The sequence below is a fragment of the Actinomycetota bacterium genome, from assembly GCA_035540895.1.
GTDB lineage: Bacteria > Actinomycetota > JAICYB01 > JAICYB01 > JAICYB01 > DATLFR01.
In genome coordinates this window covers 1-11,223 of record DATLFR010000126.1, presented here as the reverse complement: position 1 = coordinate 11,223, position 11,223 = coordinate 1, and the positions used below count along the sequence as shown (strand labels likewise).

The 11,223-nt window shown below is 71.6% G+C and carries 9 protein-coding genes; 7 read left to right on the top strand and 2 right to left on the bottom strand.

Annotated features, from left to right (window positions below; all coding sequences use genetic code 11):
* The first annotated feature begins 249 nt into the window (after positions 1–249).
* The 5 genes from VM840_07035 to VM840_07015 are packed head-to-tail and all read left to right on the top strand — an operon-like array spanning position 250 to position 5,092.
* Positions 250–1,341 (top strand): MoxR family ATPase, encoded by a 1,092-nt coding sequence (locus VM840_07035; protein ID HVL81326.1) that lies wholly within the window; start codon positions 250–252, stop codon positions 1,339–1,341.
* Positions 1,338–2,543, top strand: coding sequence for a VWA-like domain-containing protein (locus tag VM840_07030; GenBank protein ID HVL81325.1), 1,206 nt, complete (start codon positions 1,338–1,340; stop codon positions 2,541–2,543). Before VM840_07035 ends, VM840_07030 begins: the two co-directional genes overlap by 4 nt.
* On the top strand, positions 2,533–3,345 hold the full coding sequence (locus VM840_07025; GenBank protein HVL81324.1) for a hypothetical protein: 813 nt from the start codon (positions 2,533–2,535) through the stop codon (positions 3,343–3,345). Before VM840_07030 ends, VM840_07025 begins: the two co-directional genes overlap by 11 nt.
* A complete protein-coding gene (locus tag VM840_07020) occupies positions 3,330–4,220 on the top strand; it encodes a hypothetical protein (GenBank protein HVL81323.1) in 891 nt (296 codons plus the stop codon). The genes VM840_07025 and VM840_07020 overlap by 16 nt, the downstream gene beginning before the upstream one ends.
* Positions 4,217–5,092 carry a hypothetical protein gene (locus tag VM840_07015; protein ID HVL81322.1) on the top strand — a complete coding sequence of 292 codons (876 nt, stop codon included), beginning with the start codon at positions 4,217–4,219 and terminating at the stop codon, positions 5,090–5,092. The genes VM840_07020 and VM840_07015 overlap by 4 nt, the downstream gene beginning before the upstream one ends.
* A 4-nt stretch (positions 5,093–5,096) precedes the next feature.
* On the opposite strand, the gene aroF is transcribed toward VM840_07015, so the two are convergent.
* Both aroF and VM840_07005 read right to left on the bottom strand, forming a co-directional pair.
* Positions 5,097–6,128 carry a 3-deoxy-7-phosphoheptulonate synthase gene (gene aroF, locus VM840_07010; protein HVL81321.1) on the bottom strand — a complete coding sequence of 344 codons (1,032 nt, stop codon included), beginning with the start codon at positions 6,126–6,128 and terminating at the stop codon, positions 5,097–5,099.
* 183 nt (positions 6,129–6,311) lie between these two features.
* The gene (locus VM840_07005; GenBank protein ID HVL81320.1) at positions 6,312–7,169 is read right to left on the bottom strand and encodes a deoxyribonuclease IV; all 858 of its coding nucleotides are present in this window, start codon (positions 7,167–7,169) and stop codon (positions 6,312–6,314) included.
* Between the two features lie 62 nt (positions 7,170–7,231).
* On the opposite strand from VM840_07005, the gene VM840_07000 reads away from it, so the two are divergent.
* Together VM840_07000 and VM840_06995 are read left to right on the top strand one after the other, a co-directional pair.
* Positions 7,232–9,019, top strand: coding sequence for an ATP-binding protein (locus VM840_07000; protein ID HVL81319.1), 1,788 nt, complete (start codon positions 7,232–7,234; stop codon positions 9,017–9,019).
* Positions 9,016–9,471, top strand: a complete 456-nt coding sequence (locus VM840_06995) for a response regulator (protein ID HVL81318.1) — start codon at positions 9,016–9,018, stop codon at positions 9,469–9,471. The genes VM840_07000 and VM840_06995 overlap by 4 nt, the downstream gene beginning before the upstream one ends.
* Positions 9,472–11,223: the final 1,752 nt, after the last annotated feature.

The following is an 11,223-nucleotide window of genomic DNA, read 5'->3' as shown; positions in this document are numbered from 1 at the left end:
GTGCAGGATCACCGGTCGCGGGGTCGCCGCGGCCCCGTCCGCCCCGGTGGTGCGGGAGACGTTGACCACGGAGTCGGCGGATCCGTCGCCGCCCCGGCCGCAGCCGGACACGAGGATGACCAGGAGCACGATCGGGAGGATGGGCCGCACGGGTTCCTACGCTACCCCGATCCGCCGCGCCGAAACCGGGCCAAGGCGAACCCTCGTTCGGTCCACGCCCCGGGTACGATCGGTCCAGGGGGTGAGCGAGTGTCCGGACGGTCCACCACCATGCAGGCGCTCGGGGTAGCCGTCGCCGCGCGCGTCCCGGTCCTGCTATGGGGGGCCCCGGGGACCGGCAAGACCTCGGCCATCAGGGATATGGCGCGGTCCATCGGGCTCCCGTGCGAGACGGTGATCGCGGCGATCCGGGAGCCGTCCGACTTCGCCGGTCTGCCGGTCGTCGCCGACGGGGGGGTCCTGATGGCCCCGCCCCGTTGGGCGCGGAACCTCCTCTCCGCCGAGCAGGGGATCCTCTTCCTGGACGAGATCTCTACCGCCCCGCCGGCCGTGCAGGCGGCCCTGCTGCGGGTCGTGCTGGAGAGGGTCGTCGGCGATCTCGAGCTGCCGGAAGGCGTCGTGATCGTGGCCGCGGCGAACCCGCCCGAGCAGTCGGCCGACGGCTGGGACCTCTCACCGCCTCTCGCCAACCGCTTCTGCCACCTCGACTGGACCGTCGACCCCCAGGCCTTCGCCGCGGGGATCGCCGGAGGCTGGGCGCCCGCGCCGGTCCCGGTCCTGCCCCCGGGTTGGGAGGCCTCGCTGCCGCTCGCCCGGGGACTGGTCTCGGCGTTCGCATCCGTCCGTCCGTCGCTCACGCTCGCCGTCCCGCAGGACGCCTCCGGACAGGGCCGGGGATGGCCCAGTCCGCGGACCTGGGAGATGACCGCCGTGCTCTGGACGGCGTGCGACCTGGCCGGGGCCGACGAGGACGTGAGGTCGGCCCTCGTGCGCGGCTGCATCGGGGACGGGGCCGGCATCGAGTTCCTCACCTGGACCCAGGAGATGGACCTCCCCGACCCGGAGGAGGTGCTGGCCGACCCCGGGTCGTTCGTCGCGCCGGAACGGGGGGACCGGGTGTACGCGGTGCTCTCCTCGGTCGCCGCCGCTGTCGCCGCCAACTCCACCCCGGACCGGTGGTACGCCGGGTGGAAGGTGCTGACGATAGCGGCCGAGCGGACCCCCGACGTGGCCGCCGTGGCAGCACGCATCCTCGCCCAGTGCCGACCCGACGGCGCGGTCGCCCCGCCTGAGATCAAGGTCTTCGCGCCGCTGCTGCGCGATGCCGGGCTGATGGAATGAGCTCCCTCGACCATCACAAGCTCGCCGCGTCCCGGCTGTGGGCCGCCCACCGGTTCCCGTACCTGGCCACCGGCTTGTTCGCCTGCTCGATCGTCGGCGTCCCCCAGCTGGGAGGGGTGGCCGTGGACGAGCGTTGGCGGCTGTACATCGACCCGACGCTCGTCGACGAGCTGCCCGTCGAGCAGATCGGCTCCCTGCTCGTGCACCACGTCGGGCACCTGCTGCGCGACCACTCCGGGCGAGCCGCGTCGATGGGTGTCGACCGGTCGTCGGCCGACGACTGGGCCCTGGCCGCCGACGCGGAGCTGAACGACGACCTCAAGGGAGCCGACCTCCAGATACCGGGGGAGGTCGTCCTGCCCGAGCGGTTCGGAGCCGAGGAAGGGCGGATGGCCGAGGAGTACTTCCAGCTCGTCCGGCGCAAGCGCGACTCGGGTGAGGACCTGTCCCACTGCGACTGCGGGTCGGGCGCCGACCACCAGCCCCGGGAGCACGAGCTGGCCGCGGACAGCTCGGGCATCGGCGCCAACACGGGCCAGCTCATCCGCTGCCAGGTCGCGAGCGACTGCATGCGGCAGGAGGGGCTGCAGCCGGGCACGGTGCCCGTCGGGCTGCTGCGGTGGGCCCGGGAGCTGATGCGCCCGCAGGTCGACTGGCGCAAGGTGCTGGCCACCGAGCTGCGCCGGGGAGTGGCCAGCGTGTCCGGGTGCGTGGACTACTCCTACGCCCGGCCGTCCAGGCGCCAGAGCGTCATGAGCGACGTCCTGCTGCCGTCCATGCGCAAGCCCGTCCCCGAGGTGGCCGTCGTCGTGGACACGTCCGGGTCGATGTCGGAGGGGCAGCTCGCCCGGGCGCTCGCGGAGGTCGAAGGGCTCCTGCGGCGCGTCGGCATCGGCGCCAACCGGCTGCGGGTGATGTCCTGCGACGCCGACGTGCACCGGGTACAGAGGATCTCCTCCGCCCGGCAGGTGCAGCTGGCCGGCGGCGGCGGGACGGATATGGGGCGCGGCATCGACGCCGCCGTGGCTCTCCGTCCGCAGCCGCAGATCGTGGTCGTGCTCACGGACGGCTACACCCCGTGGCCCCAGCACGGCCCGAGAGGGACGAAGGTCGTCGTGGGTCTGATACGCGCGGGCCGGGGGCTCTCGTCCTACGAGACCCCGCCATGGGCCAAGGTCGTCCGGATCGAGGATGTGGCCTGACATCGTCGTGACCGTTCCCTGCTCAGGGGAGCGGCACCGGATGGTGTGGCAGGACGGGACGGTCCTCGCGGCCGACCACCCCGACGGGGAGGCCGAACGGATCCTGCAGGCGGTGGGAGGGGAGCCTCCCGTCTGCATGCGGATCGCGGCCGGCTGGGGCGGGAGCTGGTCCGATGCGGAGGTGGCGGGGCTCCGGCCCTCCCTCGCCCCAGCGATCTGGACGCAGGTCGTTCCGGGCGGGGTCTCCTACGCCGTGTCCGCGCGCATGGCGCGTTCGGGACGCTCGGGTCCGTCCGTGGAGGCGGATCTGAGGTCGCGCATCGACCGCCGGGTGATGATGGATGCCCTGCCCGGCCCCCTGCGCGCCCTGCTCGCGCTCACGCTCTCCCAGGGGATGGCCGGCGCGCGGGTGGTCGTCGACCGATGGGATCCCGGGCTGCGGGCGCGCATCGACGACGCGCTGTCCGAGGCCCTGCGCGCCCAGCTGGGGCGCCGCCACACGGCGGCGGCGAGCGCGATCGTCTCCATCGGCGCGATCGAGGCGACCGGCCTGGCCACCGGCGACGTGGCGGTGCTCTGTCCCTTCGTATACCGGTCCTGGCCGGCCCGTGTGGGGGACCGAGGCCTGGCCATCGTCGACGACCACGTCGTGCTCGACGCCCGACCGGCCCGCGATGGCCGAGCGGAGGAGGCGGTGGCCGTCCGGTGGGAGCCGGGCCCCGATGGGCTCGAGCCGATGACGGTGGCGGCCAGGCTCGAGCGCGGGAGTCGGGGGTGGAGGCTCAGATGGGAGGAGGCGTGAACCCGCGGCCCCCGTGGCACGCGGGGGTCCCCGCGCTCGTGCTGCGCTTCGCGTGCGGAGGGGTCCTTCACGTGGCGACGTGGGAAGGGGGGCGACTGACCCTGCACGACCACGACGTCGAGGCGGAACGCGCCCTGGCCGGCCTGGGAGCCGAGCGTCCGCGATGTCTCTTGCTGGCCGACGCGTGGGGATGGGCGATGGACGCGATCTCCGACGGGGGAGCCTCGCTCGCCTCGGGGCTGACCGTCTGGGACCTGATCGAGGTCGGCTCGCCCGGTTGGGGTCCGACCGCGGAGGCGCTGCTGCAGCGTTCGCTCGAGACGTTCAAGCTCTCGCTCGGCCCCCGGTTCGTCTCCTCCGTGAAGGCAGAGCGGTCGCAGGCCGCCCACCTGCGTGTGCTGTCCGACCTGCCCGCCGTCATGCGCCGGATGCTGGCGTTGGAGGTGATCGACAGGCACGGAGACACGCTGTGGGCCGCGCAGCGTCTCGGCGGCGGCGAGGAGACGGCCGAGGCGATGGTGCGCCAGGCGGTGAGCGAGGCGGTCCGGACGAGCCTCGACCACGCGGGCCGGGGACTCGGCTCCCGGATGTCGATCGCCGTCCGCTTCGTGGGGCCGTCCGACCGCCCCCGCGTCGAGGTGGCCGACGAGACGGTCACCGTCTGCGTGCCGCTCGCCTGGCTCGCCCGGGTGGGCGCGTGGGAGCTCGGCTGCGTGGACGGCGTGTTCGTCGCCGACGTGGTCTCGGCCTCGGCCGACGCGAGCGAGGTGCTCGTGGACGGCTACAGCTGGACGCGCGATCGCGGGCGGGTCGTCGCGGTCCCGCTGAGGTTCGCGGTATCGCGGTCGGACGGCCGCTGGGCGGAGACGGGTTGAGCGCCCTCATCGAGGATCTACCCGACCTCCCGCCCCGGACCGCGGAGGTGTCGTGCGGGGACCGCACGCACCGGCTCACCTGGGTGCAGGGCGCGATCCGCGTGGAGGATCACGACATGGAGGCCGAGGCGACGCTCGGCTCCCTGGGCGCGCTCCCGTCCTACTGCGGCGAGGTCGCGCGGGCGTGGCCCTGGACCGCGCTCGGTCTGGAACGGGTCCTGGACGAGCTGGCTGGATGGGCGCGCAGGAGCCTCGACCCCATGACGCGCAGGGACATGGAGGAGAAGCTCCGCCGATACGAGCAGCAGATGCCGGCGCAGGCCCGCGAGAGGATGCTCGGTTACCTGCGCGAGGCCCTGGAGCTCGAACTGGAATGGTGGCTCCTTCGCAGCCTCCCCGCAGCGTTGAAGGACATGCTCTGCGTCGAGGTCCTCGCCGCGGCCGAGGACCGATGGGTCGGCGACGACGATTTCCGCGACTTCGCGCGTCCACGCGTGGAGGCGGTGGTGGCATCGCTGGTCCAGCCGTGCGTGCATGGGTGCCTCGAGGCCTTCGGTCGTCGGCTCGGCCCCCGGACGAAGATCTCCAGCTGGGTGGTCGAGCCCGGCGAGGACCCGTCGTGCGAGGGCTGGCCGGTCTCGGCGGGGGCGGGGGTGGTCGTCCGACTCGGGTTCGACTGGCCGGTGCGCGTGTGGGCGAGGAGGTTGGCCGTCGTCGACGGCTGCCTGGTCCTCGACGCCGTCGGCCGCGGGTCGGACCGGGTCGGAGTCGTGGCCGCCCGGTGGGAGAGGACCTCGCGCGGTCTGCTCCCGGTGGTCGGCAACGCGGTCGCGGTCCGCGCCGGGGACGGGTGGGCCCTGCGCTGGGTCTGACCGGTCAGGCGGTGGCCGCCGACGCCGGCCGCTTCCCCACGGCGGCCGCGATCGCGTTCAGCTGAGCGCCGAGCCCCTCGAGGTCCTCCGAGGTGAGAGCCTGCGGGCCGTCGCAGAGGGCCGCCCGCGGGTTGGGGTGGACGTCGATCATCACCGCGTCCGCTCCCGCCGCGACCCCGGCGCGCGCGAGCGGGATCACGAGCTCCCGACGACCACCGGAGTGGGACGGGTCGACGATCACCGGGAGGTGGGTCAGCGCCTTGACGGTCGGGACGGCGGACACGTCCAGCGTGTTGCGGTAGCTGGACTCGTACGTCCGGATGCCGCGCTCGCACAGGATGATGTCGGAGTTCCCCTCCCGGGCGACGTACTCGGCGGCCATGAGCCACTCCTCGATGGTGGCCGCCATGCCTCGCTTGATCATCACCGCACGACCGGACCGTCCACACTCCCGAAGGAGCGGGAAGTTCATCATGTTGCGCGTCCCCACCCGCAGGATGTCGGTGTGCTCGGCGACGAGCTCCACGTCCGCCGGTTCGAGGACCTCGGTGACGCTGGGCATCCCGAGCTCGTCCGCCATGGCCTTCAGGATCTCGAGCCCGCGCTTGGCGAGCCCCTGGAACGAGTACGGCGAGGTGCGGTGCTTGTAGGCGTCCCCACGCAGGACCTGCGCACCCATGGCCTTGGCCATGCGGGCCGCCTCCATCGACTGCTCCTCCGTCTCGATGGCGCACGGACCCGCGATGATCGTGAACGTCCCTTCGCCTATCGGGACCCCCCGGACGGTGACGACCGTCGCGTCCGTGTGCAGCTCACGTGCGACCAGCTTGTAGGGCCGCCCGACCCGGATCACCTGGTCGACGTGGGGGAGGGTGGCGAGCGGCAGCTCCATGAAACGGGCGGTGTCGCCGACCAGCCCTATAACCGTGCGCATCTTGCCGTGCGACACGAAAGCCTGCCCCCCGACCGCCTCGACCTCGCGGACGACCCGCTCGATATCGGCCTCGGCGGCCTTCACGTCCATCACCACGACCATCTCTATGTCACCTCTTCCACCCATCGCTCGCCCCTGACAAACGAAAGACCCCGGGCCGTGGGCCCGGGGTTCGTGCTCTGCGTGTCTATCCGTTCACGCCGCTGGCACGTCGGCCGGGCCCCCGCGGGGGGCATAGGAGCCGAAGAACCAGCGGTGCTGCGTCATCGTGCGGCAACAGTACGTTCAAGCGATCGGGGCGTCAACACGCCGGGTGCCTCGAGCGTAGGTCCGGGCGCGTTCGACGTTCGCTCGGTCCTCCTCGATGTCGCCCGGGGTCTCGCACACGACCGCGGCGTGTCCGAGCCTCGGGTCCGACAGGAAGGCTCTGAAACCGGCCGCGCCGATCGTCCCTCTACCCAGCGACTCGTGGCGGTCGCGGCAGCTTCCCGCCGGGTCCTTCGCGTCGTTGGCGTGGATCGCCACGACGCGGCTCAGACCGAACGCGGCGTGCGCCTCGTCCAACGTGGCACGCACGGACCGCGGCCGGGACAGGTCGTGCCCGGCTACGTGCAGGTGGCAGGTGTCCAGGCATAGCCCGACCCGGTCGTCGTCGACGCAGGCGAGGAGCTCGGCGGTCTCGGCGATCGTGGAGGCCACGGACCCCCGGCCCCCGGAAGTGGGTTCGACGAGGATCTTCGTGTCCGGACACAGCTTCAAGGCGGTCAACACGGCTGCCGCGGCCCGGCGCAGGGCGGGGGTCCGGTCGGTGCCCACGGTCCGGCCTGCGTGGACGACCACGTACGCATCGAGGCGGCGGGCCCGATCGGCGGCGTGCACGATCGTCGCGACCGACCTCGCATAGGTGTCCGGGTCGGGGGCGCCGATGTTCACCAGGTAAGGGGTGTGCAGCAGGAGGGGATGGATGTCGGCCTCCTCGAGCAGCTCTCGCACCTGGGCGTCGCGGTCGGGCCCGGTCCGGGGCAGGGCCCAGGCGCGCGGGTTCGACGAGAAGATCTGGACCGTCTCGCACCCCCGCGACCGGGCCGCCTCCACGAGGGCGCGCGGGTGGGAGCCCGGGGGGACGTTCATGCCGAACCTCATGGCGAACGAAGGTATCGCGTCGATCGTCGACGCCGACCCCGGACCACGCGCACAATCAGGAGATGCGAACCGCCTCCGAGGCGCTGAGGGTCCTGACCAACGTCGCGTACGTGACCCTCGCGCTGCTCGCGTTCGTGCAGTGGGTGCGGCGCCGCTCGGAGCAGGCGGCCTGGATCGCCGCCTCCTTCGCGTCACTTGCGTTCGTGGTCTCCGTGTCCTGGATCCTGCCCCAGGGGAGCACGTCCGGGCCTGAGCAGTTCCTGCGGAAGCTGCAGATCGCCGTGCTCACGCTCTTCCCCTACCTCCTCTACCGCTTCACGTCCGCCTTCGGATCCTTCTCGCGCGTCTGGGAGAGGCTCGTCCTGGCGCTCGCCGGGGGGCTCGCGACCTGGACCTTCCTGCTGCCTTGGATCCCGGCCCAGGGAGAGGAACGGCCGTCGTGGTACGTGGCATTCGTCTCGGCGTTCCTCACCTTCTGGGTCACCGTGAGCGTCCTCTCGGCCGTGAGGCTCATCAGGGCAGGCCGCGGGCAGCCCACGGTCGCCCGCAGACGCATGCGCCTGCTCGCCTTCGGGGCCATCCTCGTCTCCCTCGTCCTGCTGATATCTGGCGCCGCCTCTCCGTCGCTCGACCCCACCCCGCTCAGGCTGCTCATACAGGCGGCGTCCGTCGCGTCGGCCGTCGTCTTCTACCTCGGGTTCGCGATGCCGCGCGTCCTGCGTTCGATGTGGCGGCGTCCGGAGGAAGCGCGCTTCCGGAGCGCGACGCTCGAGCTCATGGGGGTAACGACCGCCGAGGAGGTCGCCGAGGCGCTCCTACCCCACGTCGTCGGGATAGTCGGGGCCCGGGGGGCGGTCCTGGGCGATCACGACCACGAACCGCTAGCCGTCATCGGGTTGAGCCGGGAGGAGGGACACGCCCTGCTGGCCGCGGTACGCAGGTCGAGCGAGCCCGGCGCGCTCGTCGAGGGAGATTCGGGCGTCCTCTCCCTCGCGATGCGCTCCGGCGTACTCGCGATCCAGGCCAGCCCCTACACCCCCTTCTTCGGGCAGGAGGAGCTCGAGCTCGTGCAGGGCATCGGCGCCTTCTCCGATGTCGCGCTCGAGAGGGCGCAGCTCTTCGTGGCCGAGCGAAGGGCGCGCGAGGAGGTCCAGCAGGCGAGCGCCGAGCTGGAGAACTTCGTCTACAGCGTGTCCCACGACCTGAAGAGCCCGCTCATATCCGTCCTCGGCTACCTCGACCTGCTGCGGATGGAGCACCGCGAGGCGCTCGGGGAGCGGGGGACCCACTACCTCGACCGCATCGCGGCCAGCGCGGTCTACATGAACCGGCTCATCCTCGACCTGCTCGAGCTGTCGAGGATCGGGCGGGTGCAGACCGACGTAGAGGAGGTCGACCTCGGCCAACTGGTCTCCGAGGTGTTCGACGAGCTGCGGCCGGCTCACCGCGAAGCGCGCTTCGAGGCCGGCGATCTCCCTGCGCTGAGGATGAACCCTCTGCGCGCTCGTCAGCTGTTCACCAACCTGATAGGCAACGCCGTCATCCACGCGGGCCGCCCCGACGTGTCGGTGAGGGTCTGGCATGAGATCGCGGAGGAGCGGTTCGCGGTCGTCGTGGCGGACGACGGCCAAGGGATCCCACCCGCGTACCACGAGAAGGTGTTCGGCGTGTTCGAGCGCCTCGAGGGGACGACGAGCGACGCATCCTCGGGGACGGGCATCGGGCTCGCCGTCTGCAAGAAGATCGTCGAACAGGTGGGGGGGTCCATCGAGCTCGGTTTCCCGGAGAGGGGCACCCACGTGGTCGTCACCCTCCCGGCCGACATCGTGAGAACAGGAGCAGCCGTATGACGTCGCCGATGTTGAACGAAGCGATACGCATCCTCGTGGCGGAGGACAACGAGGACCATCTGTTCCTGACCGTGCGCGCGCTGAACGACGTGGAGGGCGTGCATCTCGAGGTCGACGCCGTGAAGGACGGGGAGGAGGCGCTCGACTACATCCATCGTCGGGGTCGCTTCGCGGACCGCGAGCGTCCCCACCTGATCCTGCTCGACATCAAGATGCCGCGTATCGGCGGGTTCGAGGTGCTCATGCAACTGAAGAGCGACCCTGAGCTCAGGTCCATCCCGGTGGTGGTCCTCACGTCGTCTGAGAACCAGGAGGACGTGGAGACCACCTACCGGCTCGGTGGGAACTCGTTCGTCTCGAAGCCCGCCGGGATGGCCGGGATGAGGGAGGGCATCCGGGGCTTGGCCGACTACTGGGTGCAGCTCGCGCAGCTCCCCGAGCCCCCGCGGTAGCAACCCTCGAGCACAGGTAGAGGTCACCGCCCCCCAGCGCCGACGGCTCGGGCGACGTCATCTGGGCTGTCAGAGGTCGTATGGAGGCGCTCTCCTCGTGTCCAGTCTGCGCGTGCACGTTCCTCTGAGGAGTTGCGGCGCGTCCACCTCAGCACCCTTGGTCATCCTCCAGATGTCCGGGTGCCGGGAGCCCACGGCTCCGGGGTCCGGTTCGCACCGGGATCGTCCTGGGGCCCACACGGGACACCCCTCATGCCGACAGGTCGACCTTTCCTGGTGGCACGGAAGGTCGAGGTGAGGACATCCGCCACTCGGGCGTCCCCCCGGTTGAGTTGTGTTCCTCGAGTCCTTCCGGATGCGACGACCCTGTGGGCCCGGCCCCCCGTCCGATCGCCGGAACGGCTCGCGTCGCGGCCGGCGGCGGCGACGCCGTTGTGCGGTGGAGCGCTCGTGTCTCTCGCGGCAGATCGTCGTTCACGTCCGCGCCCGACCCGTTCGCAGGACGTCGCTCGCGGGCCCGAGCGTCCATGAACATCGGGGGTCGTGGACGGGGTCCGTATGTCGCGAGGCTCGCCATCGGAGCCGGCTCCCCGCTGACGGTGGGCCCGGCGGACGACCGCGACCGGGATGGGTGCGCGTCTCCTTCGGGCGCTCTACCCCACGGGCGCCATTGCGATCCCGCCCGCTCGACGGGCCGTCCACGCATCTCTCGAGCTCCCCGGATCGGTGGTGGGATCGCACGTCGTTCATCGAGCAGGACGGGCACGCCTCGGTGCTCTACCTGCGGTCACGCTTCCTGAGCCGGCCCGAGATCGCGCGTCGTCGGGCGGGCCCACACACGTGGGAGACCCGCGGTCGGTGCAGCCATGCGGCGCTCAACCCGGGTTCGCGCGGATGCGGCAACGCTTTCGATCTGAGCGCCGAAGGGTCGTGCGACCTCCTGCTCATCGACGGCCCGTCGGAACGGGAGACGGGCTCAGCCCGGCCGAGGGACAGGTCCTGGTCGGAGGTCGTCAGGAGCGCTCGACGATGGTCCGGGCATCCGTGACGGAGGGGGGTCCCGTGGGAGCGCCACGCCCGATGGCGGCTACGCGCCACGGGACCCTCGTCAGGCCGGGAGCCGGACGACGACCCTGGATACGGCGGCCGGTCCGACGCTGTCGATCCTCTCGGAGGCGACGAGCGGCGTGCGACGGGAGTCGCTCAGCCTCGGTGTCCGTTCCAGTGTCGGGCAGGGTAGGAGGACGCGCGCTAGGTGTCGGGGCGCCAGGGATCGTGGACGTCGCGCACGCTTCAGCCTGTCGCTGACGCCCAGCCAGTGGTCAGAGGGAGGGGCCATCGCAACGCGCTGGTAAACGCCTCAGGATGGGACGCGCTCGCGGGGACGTCGGGCGGTCACGCGACCCGCTCCCTTCGGTGAGGTGCGCCGTGGCTCCCGTTGTCTGCGAACGCTCGAGGCTCAGGACCGGTCTGTCCAACCCTCGATCGGGCGCGATAGCGCACCTTCGTCGTTCGGACCTTCCTCCGAAACCCTCTATCTCAACTTGAGGCCAGGCCTGGACACCGTCCTGGCCCTGTGCGAACATCTGTTCCCTATGACGCACAGGTACGGAGACGCGATCGACGTGGCCACGCTCGTCTACCCGGAGACGTTCCGGTGGCGGGGACGGTCCTACGAGGTGGTGCGGGTCCTGCGCCGGTGGCGGGAGCGCGGTCCCTGGTGGGAGGGGGACACCGTCCGCTCCGGGAGGA

Coding starts and splice junctions, on each gene's coding strand:
- VM840_07025 (HVL81324.1), top strand. CDS start 2,533: ATGTGGCCTGACATCGTCGTGACCGTTCCCTGCTCAGGGGAGCGGCAC.
- VM840_06995 (HVL81318.1), top strand. CDS start 9,016: ATGACGTCGCCGATGTTGAACGAAGCGATACGCATCCTCGTGGCGGAG.
- aroF (HVL81321.1), bottom strand. CDS start 6,128: ATGGTCGTGGTGATGGACGTGAAGGCCGCCGAGGCCGATATCGAGCGG.
- VM840_07030 (HVL81325.1), top strand. CDS start 1,338: ATGAGCTCCCTCGACCATCACAAGCTCGCCGCGTCCCGGCTGTGGGCC.
- VM840_07005 (HVL81320.1), bottom strand. CDS start 7,169: ATGAGGTTCGGCATGAACGTCCCCCCGGGCTCCCACCCGCGCGCCCTC.
- VM840_07020 (HVL81323.1), top strand. CDS start 3,330: ATGGGAGGAGGCGTGAACCCGCGGCCCCCGTGGCACGCGGGGGTCCCC.
- VM840_07000 (HVL81319.1), top strand. CDS start 7,232: ATGCGAACCGCCTCCGAGGCGCTGAGGGTCCTGACCAACGTCGCGTAC.